The organism is Amycolatopsis sp. cmx-4-61 (assembly GCF_046548775.1).
Classification (GTDB): Bacteria; Actinomycetota; Actinomycetes; order Mycobacteriales; family Pseudonocardiaceae; genus Amycolatopsis.
Window position 1 is genome coordinate 89867 of the sequence record NZ_JAEBEI010000010.1, and the last position, 17392, is coordinate 107258.

Sequence of the window (17392 nt, forward strand, 5' to 3'; positions counted from 1 at the left end):
CGCCACCTGGGGACACGCGGCGAACACGAGCGCGGTTCAGGTCGATCGCGCCGATTGGCCCCTTGACACGGCCCCAGCCGGCGAGCAGGGCCATTCGTCGGCTGAACCAGCTCCGCTGGCGGCAGCGCCGCAAACGGTTTCTCGGCCGCGGTGTCCCCGACAGCGCGACAATCGGTCAGTAGTACCGCCGCAGCTGGGGCCACGCCTCGGACCAGGGCCGCGTCAGCGTGCACAGGGACACCACGACCCCGTCCTCGTCGTTGTGCACGCCGTCGGCGTTGTGGTGCTTGGCGACCGCCCGGCAGCCGGTGAGCAGGCGGGCCGCGGGCGTGCCCGGCCGGATCCGCCCGACCAGCAGCACCGGGCCGACCAGCCGGTCCGGTGGCGGGCCCCAGTCGGCGTACGACATGTGTGGCGAGTACGCCTGCGGCAGCCCGCGCTCGGGGCCGTAGCGCTCCAGCGCCCCGGCCTCGCCGTAGTTGCCGGTGAGGATGACCGCCGTGTCGCGCTCGGTGGCCGGGATGCGGGCCCACGCGTCCGCCACCGTGCCGGCGAAGTCCGGCCAGCCGACCTGCTCGCCCGGTTCCTTGTTCATCGCCAGCAGGGGTCCGTTCAGCGCCGAGGCCGGCACCACCGGGAGTCCGATGAGGACGGACACCGCCGCGCACACCGCGACGGCCACGCCGGTGAGCGCCCGCCGCGCCGGGCCGCCGCGGCCGAACCACCGCACGGCCGGTTCCGCGCCCAGCGCCACCAGCGGCAGCAGCAACGGCACCGAGTAGTACGGCTTCCCGCCCACGGCCAGGAGCTCGGCACAGACGACGGGGTAGGCGATCGCCAGTGCCCGGGCCCAGCGCAGGCCGGGTTCGCGCCACGGGCGCACGAGCCCGGTCACCCACACCGGGACCAGGACCGGTGAGAGCAGCACCAGCTGCATGGGCACGAACAGGAGCCGGTTCCCGGGCCCGTCGTCCGCGCTGATCCCGCCGGCCACGGTGAGCATCGGCCAGCCGTGCGCCGCCTGCCAGAGCACCACCGGCGCGGCCAGGACGACGGCGATCCCGGCGCCGGCCGCGAGCCACCACGTGCGCAGCACCCCGCGCGGGCCGGCCACGGCCACGCCGATGCCGAGCCCCGACAGCAGGAGCAGCACGAGCCACTTGTTCGCCAGGCCGAGCCCGGCGGCGGCACCGACGGCGAGCCACCACCGGCCGTCGCCGGTGCGCAGCAGCCGCAGGCCGCACAGGGTCAGCACCGACCACAGCAGCACGTCCGCCGAGTTGGTCGCCAGCGTGTGGGACACGACCAGCACGTACGACGACAACGCCGTCGCGATCGCGGTGCCCAGCTGGACTCCGCGGCCGCCGCCGAACTCGCGCGCGATCAGCGCGACGACCACGACCGTCGCCATGCCCAGCAGGGTCGCCACCACGCGCAGGCCCGACGGCGTCTCGCCGAACACCGCCGTCGACGCCCGCGCGAGCCACGGGGTGATCGGCGGGTTGTCGACGTACCCCCAGTCCGGGCGGCGGCCGGCGGCGACGAAGTACAGCTCGTCGCGGTGGAAGCCGTAGCGTCCGGACAGCGCGGTCAGCACGACCGCCTGGACGGCGACGACGATTCCGACCGGCAGCGCGGCGAACCGCGGCAGCTCTCGATCATCCCCCATGGCCGGGCATCGTACGCGGTCGATCACCCTTCCGGGAGCGCTCCGAGGAACTCGCCGCCGGCGTCGGCGACCAGTTCGGCCAGGGTCTGGGCACGGCGGATCGGCGTGAACTCGACGTGGCCGCCGGAGACGGTGAACCCGTGCACGGCCGGGCGCGGCAGCGTGTTGTACGCGTAGTGCGCCCCGAAGTAGTACGCGCCCGTGTCGTGGGCGACGACGAGGTCACCCGGCTCCAGCAGCGGCAGCGGCCGCTCCCGGGCGAGGAGGTCGCCGGCGAAACACAGGGGGCCGGCGATGTCCTGCGGCACCTCGGATCCGGTCTTCGGGACGCCGGTGGCGTCGAACGCGCCGAGCCGCAGCGGCCAGTGCTCCGGCTGCAGCACCGTGCGCGCCGCCACCTGGGCGCCCGCGTGCGTCACCGCGATGTGCCGTCCGCCGGCGACCTTCGTGTACTCCACCGTGCTGACGAGGAAACCGCTCTTCGCCAGCAGCGACCGGCCGAACTCGGTGACGAACGCGTAGTGCCCGCCGGCCAGCGCCGGAACCCGCGCCAGCAGTGTCGCGACGTAATCCGCGTAGCCCGGGCCCGGCTCGTCGGAGGTGAAGTCCACCGGGAGCCCGCCGCCGATGTCGAGGCTGGTCACCTGGCGGTACCCCGCCTCGGCGTTGATCTCCTCGGCGAGTTCGTGCACCGCGGCCACGCCGTCGGCCATCAGCTCCGGTGGGCAGCCCTGCGAGCCGACGTGGACGTGCAGCCGCGTCAGCCACGGCCGCCGGGCGAACGCCTCGCGCAGCAGCGCGCGATTTCCGTTGTCCCGCAGGGGAATGCCGAACTTCGACACCGCGGTAGCGGTGCTCGTGCCGCCGATCCGGCCCGCTCCGACCTGCGGGTTGATCCGCAGGCCGAGCACCGACCGGGGCGGTGCCGCCCCGGCCAGCCAGTCGAGCCGGGCGAGTTCCTGGAAGTTGTCGGCGTTGACCGCCGTGCCCTCGGCGAGGGCGTGCGCGAGCTCGGCGGTCGTCTTGGCGGGGGAGTCGAGCACGAGCCGCGGGCCGCGCAGGCCGGCGGCTTCCGCGACCGCCGTCTCGCCCGGGCTCGCGACCTCGGCGTCGATCCCGAGCTCGCCCAGGAACCGCAGGAGCGGGGCCAGGCCGCACGCCTTGGCGGCGACGGTGTGCTGGACGCGGCCGAGCGGCGCGAACGCCTTCTTGAGGTCTTCGACGGCTTCCCGGACGGCGGCGAGGTCGACGAACCCGGCCATCGGGCCGATCAGCCGCCGGTCCGCCGCGGCGGCGAGGGCCAGGTGCTTGCGGTCGGCGCGGGTCAGCGGCGCGCGGGTCGTGGTCACGGACCCAGGACAGCAGCGGGTGTGGCGGGCCGTCCAAGACTTCGTCCCGATCAAATCATAGGGCAGACCTATAATCGCTGCGTGGACCTGCGCCGATGGCACTACTTCGCCGTGCTCGCCGAAGAGATGCACTTCACGAAGGCGGCCGCCCGCCTGTTCGTGTCCCAGCCGTCGCTGAGCCAGCAGATCCGCGCCTTCGAAGCGGATCTCGGGGTGGCGCTGCTCGACCGCACGGGTCCGCGGTTCGCGTTGACCGAGGCCGGGCGCGTGGCCGCCGCCGAGGCCCGCGACCTGCTCGAGCGGCTCGACCGGGCCCGGGGCGCGATCACCGCGGCCGGCCGGGGCGACGCCGGCCGCCTGCGGATCGCCTACACGCGGTCGGCGCCCGGCCCGCCGGCCGGCGACCTGGTCGCGGCGTACCGCGAGCGGTACCCGGACGTCGAACTGGCCCTGGAAACGGGCTGGACGAGCTTGAACCTGGCCCGGCTGGCGGCGGGCGAGATCGACCTCGGCTTCGTGCGGCCGCCGGTCACCGCCCCGGGGATCGAGGTCGCCGTGGTCGGCTCGGAGGAGGTCCTGCTCGCCCTGCCGTCGGGTCACGCGCTCGCCCGCCGCCGCGGCCGCGTGAGCCGGGCCGCGATCGCCGCCGAGCCGGTGGTGTTCTGGCCGAGGGAGAACGGCCCCGGCCAGTACGACGCGATCAGCGGCCAGGTCTGGCCGGCCGGCCTCCCGCCGATCGTCCGGGAGGAACCGGAGGACGAGCAGCTGATGCGGGCGGTGGCCGAGGGCGCGGGCCTCGCCGCGGTCCCGGAGCACCGCGCGCGGGCCCTCCGGCGGCGCGGGGTGGTGCTGCGCCGGCTGGCCGACCCGGCCCCGAGGATCGACCTGGGCCTGGCTTGGCGGGCCGGGCCGGTGTCACCGGTGGTGCGGGCGTTCGTGGCGCTCGCTGCCGGGAGCTAGTCCCGGTCGACGGTTCGGGAATACCGGGCGCTGGGGCGGCCGGCGGACCTGCTTCCGGCTTCTCCGCTCTTGCGGACTTTCGTGGATCCGCCGAGCAGCCGGTCCCGGTCGGGGCTCGGGTGCCGCCGTCGGGTCCGGAGCGCCGAGCGCAGGCGCTCCGGACCCGCCCGCGCGGAAACCTAATCCAGCCCGAGAGCCGCGCGCACCGCCGTGACCACGTTCGGGTGGCCGAGGGGCAGCGGCGGCGGCACCCGGTCGTCCAGGTCGTCGGTGCTCGACGCCGCGATCCGCACTTCGGTGCCCGCCTCGCGCAGCTTGGTGACGACGTCGTCGTGCTCGGTCAGCCAGGCCTCGTTGGCCTGGGCGGCGTCGCCGGAACCGAGGAACGCGTCCGAGGCCGGGTCGACCAGCAGCAGGTGCGCCGCCGCGCCCGGGTGGCGCTCGACCAGCTGCAGCGCCTCGGCCGCGAAGGGGCCGCTCGCCACCACGGCGATCTCGGGATCGCCGGGTCCCGCGTCGCCGAGGAGGTCGTCGGCTTCGGTCAGGGCGCCGCCGGCGGGGACCCGGCACCAGACCACGGCCCGCTGTTCGGCCAGCGGCCGCCAGGTCGCGGGCAGTTCGTCGTGCTTCCCGGCGCCCGCCGGGTCGAGGACGACCACCTTGGGGCCCGACAGGTCCCCGGCGGTCACGACGGACGGGCCTTCGGAGCGGACGGGTTCGGGTTCGGTGGGCATGCGCGGTCCTTTCAGCGGCGGGGGAGTTCCGGGGTGTCCGTGTCGAGCGGCACGGCACCGGAGCGGACGAGCCCCAGTTGGACGGTCTGGCGGCCGGTCAGGGTTTCCAGCAGCCAGTCGGCGGCCGTGCGGACGCGGTTGCCCGGCATCGCCATGAGGTGGTAACCGCGCGTCACCGCCTTCGCCGGCCGCCCGGACAGCGGGATGTGCAGCGGGTTCGCCGCGGCGGCGCCGGCCCCGAGGTCGACGACGAAGCCGAGGTCGTGGTGGCGGTAGGTGCCGCGGCGGCCGTACCCGAGCGACGCCGCCACGTTGCGCCCGGCGAGCTTGCCCTGGCGCTCGGCGTGCTGGGCGGTCATCGCGGTGTACTGGCCCGGGCGGGTCAGGTCGGGCACCGCGGCCGCGTCGCCGCAGGCGAACACGTCGTCGCGGCCCGGGACGTTCAGCTGCTCGGTGACCACGAGCCTGCCCTTCGCGGTTTCGAGCCCGAGCCCGGCCACCAGCGGGTCCGGCCGCACGCCCACGCACCACACGAGGGTGCGCGTCGGCACCGTGTCCCCGTTGGTCAGCGTGACGCCCTTGGCGTCGGCGTGGTCGACCGAGGTCTTCATGAGCACTTCGACCCCGCGCGAGCGCAGCACCTCGTCGGCGGTCCGGCCCAGGCGCCCCTGGAGTTCGGGCAGCACCCGCTCGGCGACGTCGAGCAGCAGCCAGCGGACCTTCTGCCCGGCCAGCTCGGGGTGGCGCGCGGCGAGCGCCGCGGTGAACGCGGGACCCTGCGCGGCGACCTCGGTGCCGGTGTAACCGGCGCCGACCACCACGAACGTGCAGCGGGCGTCGCGTTCGGCCGGGTCTTCGGCCGTCGCGGCCAGCTCGATCTGCCGCGTGATGTGGTCGCGCAGGTAGAGCGCTTCCGGCACGCCACGGAAACCGTGGGCGTATTCCGGGACGCCGGGAATCGGCAACAGCTTGTTGACGCTGCCCGCGGCCAGCACCAGCCGGTCGTACCCGATCCGGTGTTCGTTGTCCTCGGGATCGGTGTAGGTGACCTGACGCGAATCGAAATCGACCGCGGTGGCCGCGCCGAGCACCAGGCGGACCCCGCGCAGCGTTTCGGGAATCGAAACGGTGACCCGCCGCGGGTCGAGGATCCCGGCCGCCACTTCCGGCAGCAACGGCAGGTAGAGGAAGTAATCCGTCGGGTTCAGCACGACGACCTCGACGTCGGCCCCGGCTTCCTTCCGCAGGCTCTTCGCCGCGTGGTAACCGGCGAAACCGCCGCCGACGATCACGACTCGCATGGATCTCCTTCCGCGCCTGATTCCGTCCCGAACGGATTACCCGAGGTCAGTGCCGGGAAACCCGCGGGGTTGACCTCCCAGCCCAGGGGCGTACGGTCAGGGGGTTGGCTGTTGTTCAGACACGTGCTCCGGTCAGCGCCCCCGGCACCGCTGAGAAAGGGAGCGCCATGTACGACTGTTTCCGCACGATCCACGAACCCGCCGGCCTCACCGTCACCACGACCGAACGACCGGGCGGGATCACCGTGCTCACCCTGGTCGGCGACATCGACGCCGCCACGGTCGGCACGCTCGAAGACGCCCTCGCCACCGTGGGGCGGCTGGTCGTCGACCTGAGCCGGGTCGCCTTCCTGAGCTGCGCCGGCGTCCGGTCGCTGCTGCAGGCGGACGCCCGCACCGAACTGGCCGTCGTCCTCGGCGGCCACGCGGTCACCCGCTCGCTCGAAGCCACCGGCGCCGACGTGGTGCTGAAGATCCACCCCGGGGTCGGCGCCGCGCTCGTGGGGATGGGACCCGAGCCCGGCCGGGAGGCGTGACCGCCGCGCGGGCACACCTCCCACCGTCCACTGTGTCCGGTCAGTCGTCGCCGGGCCAGTCGCCGGTCGCCTTGCGGTAACCGACGGCCCCGGCCCGTTCGGTGGCCGCCTTGACCGCGCCGAAGATCGCCCCCTGCACCGCCGCCGCGATGACCACCTGCCGCCAGGTGTAGTCGCGGTCGGTGGCGTCGGGGGCGTCTTCTTCGCCCGCCACGCGGCTCCAGACCTGCTTGAACACCTGACCGGCCAGGATGCCGCCCAGGGCACCCACCACCCAGCTGAGCGGCTTGTAGAGCGCTTTGTTCACGAGTCCCTCCGGCGCAGGATCAGGCGGATCAGGATGAGCAGGCCCAGCACGCCGGCGAAGACCGGCAGCGGGTGGGCGCGGACGGTGTCGGCACCCTGGCGGAACTTGGCCGCGGTCGGCTCGTTCGTGACGTCGGCGACCTTCGCGGTCGCCTGGTCGAGCTTCTCGTCGACGCTTTCCTTGACGCGGGCCTTCACGTCGAGTTTCTGGCCGAGCGCCGTCAGCGTCTCGGTGAGTTCCTCCCGGGTGGTGTCCCGGTCGAGCCGCGCCTCTTCGGCGTTCTTGGGGAAGTCCCCGCTCATGCCCGCACTCCCTGCTTCACGGTGTCCACGTCTTCGCGGACGCCGCTGATCGCTTCTTCGGGCACCGGGGGCACCCCTTGGGTGACTTCCTTCTTCCCGACCAGCGCCGCGATCCCGGCCACGACGAACAGCGCGACCGCGACGATCACCGCCGCCAGCCAGCCCGGCACGGCCAGGGCCAGCGCCAGCACGGCGGCCGCGACCAGCGTGCCGGCCCCGAGGAACGCGAACAGGCCCGCCGCACCGAACAACCCGGCGCCCAGGCCGAGCTTCTTGCCCTTGCGCTGCAGTTCGAAGACCGCGAGCCGCATCTCGTCCCGGACGAGCCGCTTGACCTCGTCGGTCAGGTCCGTCACCAGTTCGCCGACCGAGCGGTCGGCCGCCGGTGTCTTGTTTGCCTCTTCGATCACCGAACACCTCCTTTGCCTGGCCGCCGGGTACCCGGCGGCGCCGGGGGTCAATCGCGCCGGGTTTGGCCGCGAGTGCACCGGGTAGCCGAATGACACCGACCACCGACGAGGAGGAGTGCATGAGCACGATCACCGAAATCGTGGACGTGGAAGTCCCCGTTTCGACCGCGTACAACCAGTGGACGCAGTTCGAGGAATTCCCGAAGTTCATGGAGGGTGTCGAAGAAATCCGCCAGGTGGACGCCACCCACACCCACTGGGTCACGCGGTTCGGTGGCGTGACGCGCGAATTCGACGCGACGATCACCGAGCAGCACCCCGACGAGCGGGTCGCCTGGACCTCGGACTCCGGGCCTGACCACGCCGGCGTCATCACCTTCCACCGGCTGGACGACTCGCGCACCCGGGTGACCGCCCAGATGGACATCGACCCGGAGGGCTTCGCCGAGAACGTCGCCGACAAGCTCGGCCTGCTCGACCGCCGGGTGAAGGGCGATCTCAAGCGGTTCAAGGAGTTCATCGAGCAGCGCGGCCGGGAGACCGGCAGCTGGCGCGGTGACGTGGACCGCCCGGGCCAGTAGCCCCCGCGATCACCCGATCAGGGTGAGTTGCCGCGGCGGGGCGGGATCACCCGCCCCGCCGCGTTTCGCGTGCCCGGCACGCCGGGTAGGCGGTACGCATGATCACCACCACGGCCGGCGTTCCCGCACTGGAACTGAACAACGGCGTGCGGATCCCGCAGTTCGGGCTCGGCGTTTACGACATCGAACCCGGCGAAACCGCCGCCGCCGTGCGGACGGCACTGGAAACGGGCTACCGCCACATCGACACCGCGCAGACGTACCGCAACGAGGCCGGCGTCGCCGCCGGGATCGCGGACTCCGGCGTCGCCCGCGATGAGGTGTTCGTCACGACGAAGCTGGCGAACGACGCTCACGGGCACGACAACGCGATCACCGCGCTGGAAGGCAGCCTGCGCCGCTTCGGCTTCGACTACGTCGACCTCTACCTGATCCACTGGCCCCTGCCCGCCAAGGACAACTACGTCCGGACGTGGCTGGGTTTCGAGGACATCCTCCGCGCGGGCAAGGCCCGGGCCATCGGCGTCTCGAACTTCCAGCCCGCCCACCTCGACCGGCTCGCCGAGGAGACGTCGCTGGTGCCCGCGGTCAACCAGATCGAGCTGCACCCGGCGCTGCAGCAAACCGACCTGCGTGAATACCACCGCACGCACGGCATCGCCACCGAGGCGTGGAGCCCGCTGGCGCGGGCCGAGCTGCTCGACGACCCCGTCCTGACCGGCCTCGCGGACAAGCACGGCCGCACCGCCGCGCAGGTCGTGCTGCGCTGGCACGTGCAGCTGGGCAACATCGTGTTCCCGAAGTCGTCGTCGCCCGAGCGGATGCGGCAGAACATCGACGTGTTCGGCTTCGAACTCGACGACGAGGACATGGCCGAACTCGGCCGGCTCGACGAGGGCCGCCGGACCGGACCGGACCCGGACACCTTCACCGGGTGACCGCGGCGTTTCCCTGCGCGACCTGCCGGGTATCCCTCCGGCAAGGTCCCCCTGGAAGGAGCGTCCGGCATGACCACGAACGCATACCTGTCGTTCCTCGCGATCGGCATCGCGCTGGTCCTGATAGACGGGCAGATCATCTACCGCAGCGGCCGCCGGTACCTGGAGAACTCCTACGGCGACCCGGCGGCGGGCGCTTCGATGACGCGCCTGGTCACGGTGCTGTTCCACCTCGCGACGCTGGGGGTGCTGGCCCTGATCTCGACCGTCAACCTGGGCGACAGCGACCTGCCCGGCGTGGTCGGGCGGATCGGCGTGCTGCTGCTGATCCTCGCCCTGGCCCACGCGATCACCCTCGGCGTCCTGGCCCGCATCCGCGGTGAGCAGGAGGTCGAGGCGGTCGTCCACCGCGGTCCCCGGCCGCGGGTGGAGGCGGAGCAGCAGGGCACCACGGTCACCCCGGTCACCCCGGCGCCGGGTCAGGACGTCCGGTACCCCACGGCCGGCCCGTCGCTGGAGAACCGGTCCCCGTACACCACGCCGTAACGGCTTTCAGCACCCACGGGAGAGCGGCACTTTCAGGTGAGAGTGCCGCTCTTTCGCACGGGTGGGGTGGGCGGGGAGTCCGGGAGGTCCACGTCGGCGTGCCGCGAGGCGAGGGCCTTCGCCAGGTCCGCGAGCTTGACGTTGAGGTCCTGGGACGCCCGGCGGAGCACGTCGAAGGCCTCGTCGGCGGTGATGCCCCGCCGCTGCATCAGGATGCCCTTCGCCTGGCCGATGACGTCACGGCTGTCGACTGCCCGGCGCAGGTGCGCCGTCTCCAGCTCGGCCGCGGCCACGGCCTGGGTGTGGGCCAGCGCCAGCGACGCGTGCGTGGCCAGCAGCAGGGCGACGTCGATCGCCCGGGCGTCGAACGCGCCCGGCCGGCGCGAGTAGATGTTGAGCGCACCGGACAGCCTCGGCGGGCGGGCGTCCGGGAGCAGGGCCGTGGCCAGCACGGAGTGGAAGCCGTGGCGGGCGGCGGCCGGGCCGAACGCCGGCCAGCGCGGATCCCGCCCGAGGTCCTGCGACCAGCCGACGGCCGGGCCGTCCGGGCGGGCCGACTCCACGCAGGGGCCTTCGCCGTGGTCGTACTGGACCTGGTCGAGCCGTTCGGCGACCGGGTCCGTTTCGACCGGGGTGTGGAAGGTGCCGTCGGCGTCCCGCAGCGTGACGCTGACCAGGTCGGCGTCGGGGACGAGCGCGGTCGCGGCCCCGACGACCAGCTTGAGCACCCCGCCGACGGTGGGCGCCACGTCGAGCAGCGTCCGCGTGAGATCGGCGAACTGCCGGGCCAGCGGGCCCGGTCCGGGAGCACCGTCCTGCCCGAACCGGGCCCGTTCGCGGGCCCACTCCTCTTCGCCGCCGGCGCTCATGGGTCCTCGCTGTCTCCGGGTTCGTGGTGCGGACCCTCCATTCAACCCGATGCCGGGGTGCGCAGGGCGGCACGGGCCCGGTCGACGAACCCCGGACCCGGCCACAGCTGATCGGCCTGGGGCACCCGGTCGGCGAGGTCCGGGTGGGGCAGCGTCGGCGCGGCCTCCCGGGCCTCGAGCACCTCCTTGCCCAGTGCGGCCTGCTGCTCCGGGGAGCAGCTGCGCCGGATCTCGCGCACGGCGGCGGGCCCCTCCTCGCGGACGTGCCGGCGGACGGCGCGGATCAGCCCGCCCAGCAGGCGCTCGAACCGCGTCTCCTGCGGCCCGGTGCCTTCGAGCTGCCGCATCAGGCCGTCCGCCTCGGCGAGGTCGCCCTCGCCGTCGAGGTAGGGCTCTTCGGCGACGGCGTGCCGGATCAGCGCCGCGATCAGGTGATCGGCGAGGTCCTTGCGGTTTTCCGGGCTGCCCTGGCCGAGCTCGAGTTCGGTGCAGAGCCGGTCGAGTTCACGGTGGTCGCCGGTGAGGACGGTCGTCAGGTCGGTTGCGGGCTGGTTGCCGTTCATGCACTCTCCTGGTCCGGGCTCGGGTTCGCAGAAGGGGATACCCGCTGCTCCGGCGCCGAATCCCGTGTCGGCCGCGCGCCGGGCGGGTACTCATCCGGCGAACCCGGCCCCAGGGAGGACGAATCATGGCAGCGCCGACTTCGGTGACCGAGCGCGAACGCAAGTACGAGATCGTCGCGGGCAGCGGCGTACCCCGGCTGGTCGGCATCGGCGGCGTCGAGACGCAGGACGACCCGGTGGAGCACGTCCTCGACGCGTCCTACTACGACACCGAAACGTTCCGGCTGGCCCGCAGCGGCATCACTCTGCGGCGGCGCGTCGGCGGGCCCGACGCCGGCTGGCACCTGAAGCTGCCGGTGTCGGCCGACGAGCGGCAGGAGCTGCAGTGGCCGCTGGGCGGGGACGCCCACAAGGTGCCCGGCCGGCTCCGGCGCCTGGTGCGGGCGTACACGCTGGGGGAGAAGCTGGTCCCGATCGCGCACCTGCGCACCGACCGCTTCGCCCACCGGCTGGCCGACGCCGGCGGCCGCACCATCGCGGTGCTGACGGACGACCACGTGACCGGGGAGGCCGGCGGCGAGACCGCGCGGCTCGACGAGTGGCGGGAGCTGGAACTCGAGCTGGATCCCTCGGCCGACCCCAAGCTGCTTCCGAAGTTCGACCGGGCGTTGACCGAGGCCGGTGCGTCGGCGTCCCCGTGGCCGTCGAAGCTGCGCCGCCTGATCGGCGACCGGGTCCCGGCACCGCCGCGAGCGGCCAAGAAGCCGTCGGCGGGGGACGTCGTGCTGACGGCCTTGCACGAGCACTACGGCCGGTTGCGCGGGGCGGACGTCGGGGTGCGGCTGGACGTCGACGATTCGGTGCACCAGATGCGGGTCGCGATTCGCAAGCTGCGGAGCACGCTTCGCACCTTCGGGTCCATCGTCGACAAGAAGGAGACCGCGCCTCTGCTCGCCGAACTGCAGTGGCTCGGCCGTCAGCTGTCGCCGGCCAGGGACACCGAGGTCACCGAGGAGCGGCTGCGGGAGCAGCTCGACGACGTGCCGTCGGAGCTCGTGTTCGGGCCGCTGCGGCAGTTCCTCACCCGGCAGTTCGCCCGGGAGGCCGAGGAGGGGCGGACCCGGGTGCTCGCGACGTTGACCGGGAAGCGGTACCTCGAACTGCTGCGCGGGCTGGACACGCTGCTGGAGGACCCGCCGCTGACGGCTCAGGCGCGGAAGCCCGCGAAGGCGGGGCTGCGGAAGCCGCTGCGGAAGGTGGCGCGGAAACTGGGCCGGGCCGAGGCGGCGAGCCGGGGGCTCGCGGGGGATCAGCTGGAGACGGCTCTGCACGGGGTCCGCAAGAAGGCGAAGCAGGCTCGGTATGCGGCTGACACGGTGAAGCCGGTGTACGGCAAAAAACTGCGTCAATGGCGGGAGAACGTCAAGGTCGTGCAGGAGACGCTGGGGGAGCATCAGGACACCGTTGTCGGGCGGGAGGTGCTGCGTCACCTGGCCATTGCCGGGCACGGGGAGGGGCAGAACACTTTTTCGTTCGGGTTGTTGTACGGGCGGGAGAGTGCGCGGGCCGGGGAATTGCGGGGGCGGTTCCGGAAGGAGTGGGGTAGGTTGCGGAAGGGGGGTCGGCCTGGGTTCCTTGGGTGAGCTTGGGTCGGTTTTGCCCTGGCGGACTTTAGCTCTGCCGGATTTAGCTCTGCCGGGGTTTGGTTCTGACGGTTCAGCTCTGCCGGATTTGGCTCTGCCGGGGGCTTCCCGCCGGCCCGAACGCCGGATTGTTCAACGGCCGACAGGCTGTGTCAAGGCGGGAAAGCGTGCCTTGACACAGCCTGTCGGCCGCTGATGCGGCTGCGTATCGGGTCGGCAGGGGGGTGCGGCCGAGGCGTGGGTGGGGTCTTGAGGTGGGTTGCTTACCCGCGTTTTCGGAATCTCGCGGTCGAACTCGCGTTCTCAAAATGTCGCGGTCGAGCTCGCGTTTTCGGAATCTCGCGGTCGAGCTCGCGTTCTCAAAATGTCGCGGTCGAGCTCGCGTTTTCGGAATCTCGCGGTCGAGCTCGCGTTCTCGAAATGTTGCGGTCGAACTCGCCTTGGCGAAATGTCGCGGTCGAACTCGCCTTGGCGAGATTGCTCGCGGCGAGCGGCCCAAGGCGGCCTTCGGTGCGTCAGACGCAACCAAGGCCGCATTGGGGCGCTTGTGGGGTCGCTCAGCCTTCGCCTGTGAGCTTTCCGCGCAGCTGCTCCAGTGTCTGGGACAGCAGGCGGGATACGTGCATCTGGGAGATGCCGACCCGGTCGGCGATCTGGGTCTGGGTCAAGCCGCCGAAGAAGCGCATCACCAGGATTGCGCGCTCTCGCTTGGGCAGTTCCTGCAGCAGGGGCTGGAGGGCCTCGTGGTTCTCCACCATGGCCATCTCGTGGTCCGGTTCCCCCATGGTGTCCGCCAGTGACAACGCCTCCGCGTCGTCGTGGACCGGCTTGTCGACCGAAAGGGCCTGGTACGCGTTGCCCGCCAGCAGGCCCTCGCGGACCTCGTCGACGTCCAGGCTCAGGTGCTCCGCCAGCTCCGTCGGCGTCGGGGCTCGGCCCAGCCTCTGGGACAGCACCGCCGAACCCTGGCTGAGCGACAGGTGGAGCTCCTTGAGGCGGCGGGGGACCCGCACGGACCAGCCGGTGTCGCGGAAGTGGCGGCGGACCTCGCCCATGATCGTCGGCACCGCGAAGGACAGGAAGTCGTGGCCGCGGGCCGGGTCGAAGCGGTCGACCGCGTTGATCAAGCCGATGCGCGCGACCTGGACCAGGTCCTCGCGGGGCTCGCCGCGGCCGGAGAAGCGGGTGGCGATGTGCTCGGCCAGGGGGAGCAGCTCCGTGACCAGTTTGCTCCGGACGACGTCGCGCCGCGGGTTGCCGGGCTCGAGCTCGCCCAGTTCCGCGAACAGCGGTTCGCAGTGGGCATATTCGTCCGGGCGGTGGAGGAGGGTTTTGCGCTCGCTGCTCACGCGCTCGTTCCCGGGTTGAGCACCAGCTCGATCGTGACGATGCCCGCACCCCCGCCGGGCAGCGTGTCGCAGTGGGCCGTCACCGAGCGGCTCAGGGTGGTCAGGACGTGCCAGCCGAACGTGCGGTCGCTCGGCGGCCGGGGGTCGGTCGACCGGGTCGAAACGATGACGTGCAGGCCGTCGGGGGCCAGGCGGAAGCGGCACTGCAGCTGCGAGCCGAGCTCGGCCAGCTGGACGAGCTGCGCGCACGCCTCGTCGACCGCCATCTTGGCGTCGGCGATCGCGTCCAAGCCGAAGTCGGCGCGCGAGACCACGCCGTGCGTGAGCATCCGGACCAGCGGGATCTGCTCCGCCATCGCGGGGAGCCGCAGCTCGACGAGTTCGTCGAGCAGCTCGTCGACGGTCGGCTTGGCGCCGAACGAGCTGTCGCTTCGAGTTTCTTCCATGCGGGAGGTACTACCCATCCAGTGTAATGCTGACACGGACACTTCGTGGTCGGGGGTTTCGGGAACGGTCAACGGCCCAGCGCCCGTTCGAGTTCCTTCTTGGTCATCTTGGAACGCCCGTCGATGTTCTTCTTCTTCGCTTCGTTGTACAGCTGCTCCTTCGTCGGGCCGCCCGGGCCCTTGCGGTTGCCCGACCGCTCGCCGCCGCGCTGCTGCGGCGACTTGTCCTTCAGCGACGTCTTGCTCGCCTGCCGGGACTCACCCGACTGCGCGCGGTTCTTGTTCACCGTGCGGGCCGCGATCTCCTTGGCCCGTTTCGTGCTCGCTCCGCGGTCCTCGGCCGAGTCCTTGACGTGCTCGTACTGGCGTTCGCGCTTGCCGCTCCACGACTGAGGCATGCCGCTCCCTTCGTATCACGGGTCGGGTACCCGCTTGATCACGGCGCAAACATCCCGGTCGTGGTGGTTACCCGCCGCCGCGCGAGGGTAAGCGGAGAGTCGACCGAGAGGAGGCGCCGATGCGAATCGGCTACACCCTGATGACCGAGCAGGCGGGCCCGGGCGACCTGGTCCGGTTCGCCGCCGGTGCGGAACGGGCCGGCTTCGACTTCGAGGTCATGAGCGACCACTACTCGCCCTGGCTGGACGAACAGGGGCACGCGCCCTACGCCTGGGCCGTGCTCGGCGCGGTCACGCAGGTGACCGAGCGGGCGGAGCTGATGACCTACGTGACCTGCCCGACCATGCGGTACCACCCGGCGGTGGTGGCCCAGAAGGCCGCGACCGTGCAGGCGCTCTCCGGAGGCCGGTTCACCCTCGGCCTCGGGGCGGGCGAAAACCTCAACGAGCACGTCATCGGCCGCGGCTGGCCGCCGGCCAACGTCCGGCACGAGATGCTCGCCGAGGCCGTGCAGATCATCGGCGGCCTCTTCGACGGCGGCTACTTCGACTACGACGGCAAGCACTTCCGCGTCGACTCGGCGAAGCTGTGGGACCTGCCGGAGAGGCGGGTGCCGATCGGCGTCGCGGTGTCCGGTTCGCAGTCGGTCCGGCGGTTCGCGCCGGTCGCCGACGTGATGATCGCCGTCGAGCCGAAGGCGGAGCTTTCCCAGGAATGGGACGCGACGAAGCTCGGCGGCGCGCCGAGCCGCAAGGTCGGGCAGCTGCCGGTGTCGTGGGGCACCGACCGGGACGCCGCGGTGCAGCGCGCGCACGAGCAGTTCCGGTGGTTCGCCGGCGGCTGGAAGGTCAACGCCGAGCTGCCGGGGCCGGCCGGGTTCGCCGGGGCGACCCAGTTCGTCCGCGAGGACGACGTCGCCGGCTCGATCCCGTGCGGGCCCGACGTCGAGCCGATCGCCGAGGCGGTGCAGGAGTTCGAGAAGGCGGGGTTCACCGACGTCGCGCTGGTCCAGATCGGCGGTGACCAGCAGGACGGGTTCCTCGACTTCGCCGAGAAGGAACTGCTCCCGGCGCTGCGCGGCTAGCGCGGTCACGCCGGTGCGGGGGCGGGGCGGCGATCGGCCAGCGCCAGCCGCTGGTCCGCCCCCGTCACCCGCAGGGCCCGCCGGACCACCGGGTTGGACCCGGTGACCACGAGGAACGAGGTGCCACCCGGCCCCGCCTGCAGCGCCGCGTGCAGCAGCGCCCGGATCCCGGCCACGCCGAGGAAGTCCACTTCGGAAAGGTCGACGGCCAGTTGCTCCGGCCTCGCCCACAGCCGGTCGGACAGCAGCGCGGCGAGGTCGCCCGCCGTCGCGCTGTCGAGCTCGCCGCGCACGGTCACCACGACCGCGTGCGGAGCGGGCCACGCCGTGCGCAGCCGGAGGTTGGGGTGCCGGGCTCGGGGAAGGTTCATGCCGGTTCGCCACCGTCCTGGTGCGGCGCGGCCGCGGCGCCGCGCTCGGGGGAGTGGAGCGGCTGCTGGTTGAACCGTGCCACCGACACTAACCCTGCGCCCGCGGCCCGCAACCGCCGTTGCTCCGAACGGGCGTGCGGCACGCCGCGGTGGTGACCGCTCGTGCCCGGGCGGACGGGGATGCAGTAATCTCGCGCTGGACCCGTTAAAGCGCTAGCGGCCCACTAGTGGCGCGCGCCCGGGTCCTCCCTGGTTCAGAGCGCCCTGTTGAAGAAAGAGGGGCGTCACCAGGATGACGGGCGGCCACGAGCAGCTCACCGCGCGGCTGGACGAAGTCACGCTCGCGATGGAGTCGCTGACCGCGATGCTGGACGGCGAGCTCGACCTGGGCCAGATGCTCCAGGCGGTGTGCGACCACGTCGTGCAGGTCGTACCCGGGGCCGACATGGCCAGCATCACCCTGGTGCGCGACGGGGTGCCGGAGACCGTGGCCAGCACCGACCAGCGGGCCGTGAACTTCGACCGCGAGCAGTACCGGATCGGGGACGGGCCGTGCCTGCGTGCCGCCGAGACGGGCCAGCCGGTCCGCGTCGGCGTCGGCGCGGTCGGGGACCTGTGGCCCCAGTTCGTCACGGCGGCCGAACAGCTGGGCGTGGCCAGCTTCCTCGCCGCGCCGCTGACCGTGGACGACGACATGTCCGGTGCGGTCAACCTCTTCGGGTTCGGCCAACACGGGTTCAGCGAGCTGGGCACCAAGATCCTCGAGCTGTACACCGCGACCGTGGTGATCGGGCTGCGCAGCGCGCGGCGGTACTTCGCGGCGCGCGAACTGGTCGACCAGCTCAACCGCGCCCTGGAGACCCGGGCGGTGATCGACCAGGCCAAGGGCATCCTGATGGCCGCGCACCGGATCACCGCGGAAGAGGCGTTCCAGCGGCTGGTGAAGCGCTCCCAGGACGGCAACCGGAAACTCCACGAGGTGGCGGCCGAGTTCGTGGCGGCGGTCGCGACGACGACCGCGTGAGCCGGCCCCCG

21 protein-coding genes are annotated in these 17392 nt (G+C 72.4%); 8 read left to right on the forward strand and 13 right to left on the reverse strand.

Annotated elements, in window-relative coordinates:
• Window positions 1-175: 175 nt before the first annotated feature.
• Window positions 176-1669, reverse strand: a complete 1494-nt coding sequence (locus ACLJOU_RS26620) for an ArnT family glycosyltransferase (protein WP_410570884.1) — start codon at window positions 1667-1669, stop codon at window positions 176-178.
• Between the two features lie 23 nt (window positions 1670-1692).
• The gene (locus ACLJOU_RS26625) at window positions 1693-3018 is read right to left on the reverse strand and encodes a diaminopimelate decarboxylase (RefSeq protein ID WP_410570886.1); all 1326 of its coding nucleotides are present in this window, start codon (window positions 3016-3018) and stop codon (window positions 1693-1695) included.
• 81 nt (window positions 3019-3099) lie between these two features.
• On the opposite strand from ACLJOU_RS26625, the gene ACLJOU_RS26630 reads away from it, so the two are divergent.
• On the forward strand, window positions 3100-3978 hold the full coding sequence (locus ACLJOU_RS26630) for a LysR family transcriptional regulator (protein WP_410570888.1): 879 nt from the start codon (window positions 3100-3102) through the stop codon (window positions 3976-3978).
• 179 nt (window positions 3979-4157) lie between these two features.
• On the opposite strand, the gene ACLJOU_RS26635 is transcribed toward ACLJOU_RS26630, so the two are convergent.
• Together ACLJOU_RS26635 and ACLJOU_RS26640 are read right to left on the reverse strand one after the other, a co-directional pair.
• Window positions 4158-4712 (reverse strand): hypothetical protein, encoded by a 555-nt coding sequence (locus tag ACLJOU_RS26635; RefSeq protein ID WP_410570890.1) that lies wholly within the window; start codon window positions 4710-4712, stop codon window positions 4158-4160.
• 11 nt (window positions 4713-4723) lie between these two features.
• Window positions 4724-6013 (reverse strand): NAD(P)/FAD-dependent oxidoreductase, encoded by a 1290-nt coding sequence (locus ACLJOU_RS26640; protein ID WP_410570891.1) that lies wholly within the window; start codon window positions 6011-6013, stop codon window positions 4724-4726.
• A 167-nt stretch (window positions 6014-6180) separates the two neighbouring features.
• Here ACLJOU_RS26640 and ACLJOU_RS26645 point away from each other — a divergent pair, with 167 nt between their 5' ends.
• Window positions 6181-6549 (forward strand): STAS domain-containing protein, encoded by a 369-nt coding sequence (locus ACLJOU_RS26645; RefSeq protein ID WP_410570893.1) that lies wholly within the window; start codon window positions 6181-6183, stop codon window positions 6547-6549.
• A 40-nt stretch (window positions 6550-6589) separates the two neighbouring features.
• Here the strand turns inward: ACLJOU_RS26645 and ACLJOU_RS26650 are convergent, their stop codons facing one another.
• From ACLJOU_RS26650 to ACLJOU_RS26660, 3 genes are read right to left on the reverse strand one after another with little or no spacing between them, the layout of a single operon-like run.
• Window positions 6590-6856 carry a DUF4235 domain-containing protein gene (locus tag ACLJOU_RS26650; protein WP_364247189.1) on the reverse strand — a complete coding sequence of 89 codons (267 nt, stop codon included), beginning with the start codon at window positions 6854-6856 and terminating at the stop codon, window positions 6590-6592.
• A complete protein-coding gene (locus ACLJOU_RS26655; protein ID WP_410570895.1) occupies window positions 6853-7158 on the reverse strand; it encodes a DUF3618 domain-containing protein in 306 nt (101 codons plus the stop codon). Before ACLJOU_RS26655 ends, ACLJOU_RS26650 begins: the two co-directional genes overlap by 4 nt.
• The gene (locus tag ACLJOU_RS26660; protein WP_410570897.1) at window positions 7155-7568 is read right to left on the reverse strand and encodes a phage holin family protein; all 414 of its coding nucleotides are present in this window, start codon (window positions 7566-7568) and stop codon (window positions 7155-7157) included. The genes ACLJOU_RS26655 and ACLJOU_RS26660 overlap by 4 nt, the downstream gene beginning before the upstream one ends.
• Window positions 7569-7687: 119 nt before the next feature.
• On the opposite strand from ACLJOU_RS26660, the gene ACLJOU_RS26665 reads away from it, so the two are divergent.
• From ACLJOU_RS26665 to ACLJOU_RS26675, 3 genes are all read left to right on the forward strand, one after another.
• On the forward strand, window positions 7688-8149 hold the full coding sequence (locus ACLJOU_RS26665; RefSeq protein WP_410570899.1) for an SRPBCC family protein: 462 nt from the start codon (window positions 7688-7690) through the stop codon (window positions 8147-8149).
• Window positions 8150-8247: 98 nt separating this feature from the next.
• Window positions 8248-9087, forward strand: coding sequence for an aldo/keto reductase (locus tag ACLJOU_RS26670; RefSeq protein ID WP_410570900.1), 840 nt, complete (start codon window positions 8248-8250; stop codon window positions 9085-9087).
• Window positions 9088-9156: 69 nt separating this feature from the next.
• Window positions 9157-9633, forward strand: a complete 477-nt coding sequence (locus tag ACLJOU_RS26675) for a hypothetical protein (RefSeq protein ID WP_410570902.1) — start codon at window positions 9157-9159, stop codon at window positions 9631-9633.
• 32 nt (window positions 9634-9665) lie between these two features.
• Here the strand turns inward: ACLJOU_RS26675 and ACLJOU_RS26680 are convergent, their stop codons facing one another.
• Together ACLJOU_RS26680 and ACLJOU_RS26685 are read right to left on the reverse strand one after the other, a co-directional pair.
• The gene (locus tag ACLJOU_RS26680; RefSeq protein WP_410570903.1) at window positions 9666-10502 is read right to left on the reverse strand and encodes an ANTAR domain-containing protein; all 837 of its coding nucleotides are present in this window, start codon (window positions 10500-10502) and stop codon (window positions 9666-9668) included.
• A gap of 41 nt (window positions 10503-10543) precedes the next feature.
• Window positions 10544-11065, reverse strand: coding sequence for a hemerythrin domain-containing protein (locus tag ACLJOU_RS26685; RefSeq protein WP_410570905.1), 522 nt, complete (start codon window positions 11063-11065; stop codon window positions 10544-10546).
• Between the two features lie 125 nt (window positions 11066-11190).
• On the opposite strand from ACLJOU_RS26685, the gene ACLJOU_RS26690 reads away from it, so the two are divergent.
• Entirely contained in the window at window positions 11191-12708 is a 1518-nt protein-coding gene (locus ACLJOU_RS26690; RefSeq protein WP_410570906.1) for a CHAD domain-containing protein, read from the forward strand.
• Window positions 12709-13265: 557 nt separating this feature from the next.
• On the opposite strand, the gene ACLJOU_RS26695 is transcribed toward ACLJOU_RS26690, so the two are convergent.
• From ACLJOU_RS26695 to ACLJOU_RS26705, 3 genes are all read right to left on the reverse strand, one after another.
• Window positions 13266-14057: a SigB/SigF/SigG family RNA polymerase sigma factor gene (locus tag ACLJOU_RS26695; RefSeq protein ID WP_410570907.1), complete on the reverse strand. Its 792-nt coding sequence runs from the start codon at window positions 14055-14057 to the stop codon at window positions 13266-13268.
• Window positions 14054-14503 carry an ATP-binding protein gene (locus ACLJOU_RS26700; protein WP_410570908.1) on the reverse strand — a complete coding sequence of 150 codons (450 nt, stop codon included), beginning with the start codon at window positions 14501-14503 and terminating at the stop codon, window positions 14054-14056. Before ACLJOU_RS26700 ends, ACLJOU_RS26695 begins: the two co-directional genes overlap by 4 nt.
• A gap of 68 nt (window positions 14504-14571) precedes the next feature.
• The gene (locus ACLJOU_RS26705; RefSeq protein WP_410570909.1) at window positions 14572-14901 is read right to left on the reverse strand and encodes a plasmid stabilization protein; all 330 of its coding nucleotides are present in this window, start codon (window positions 14899-14901) and stop codon (window positions 14572-14574) included.
• 119 nt (window positions 14902-15020) lie between these two features.
• Here ACLJOU_RS26705 and ACLJOU_RS26710 point away from each other — a divergent pair, with 119 nt between their 5' ends.
• Entirely contained in the window at window positions 15021-15986 is a 966-nt protein-coding gene (locus tag ACLJOU_RS26710) for a TIGR03557 family F420-dependent LLM class oxidoreductase (RefSeq protein WP_410570910.1), read from the forward strand.
• A 5-nt stretch (window positions 15987-15991) separates the two neighbouring features.
• Here ACLJOU_RS26710 and ACLJOU_RS26715 read toward each other — a convergent pair whose 3' ends face one another.
• A complete protein-coding gene (locus tag ACLJOU_RS26715) occupies window positions 15992-16357 on the reverse strand; it encodes an STAS domain-containing protein (RefSeq protein WP_410570912.1) in 366 nt (121 codons plus the stop codon).
• A gap of 292 nt (window positions 16358-16649) precedes the next feature.
• Here ACLJOU_RS26715 and ACLJOU_RS26720 point away from each other — a divergent pair, with 292 nt between their 5' ends.
• On the forward strand, window positions 16650-17381 hold the full coding sequence (locus ACLJOU_RS26720; protein WP_410570914.1) for an ANTAR domain-containing response regulator: 732 nt from the start codon (window positions 16650-16652) through the stop codon (window positions 17379-17381).
• The last annotated feature ends 11 nt before the right edge of the window (window positions 17382-17392 follow it).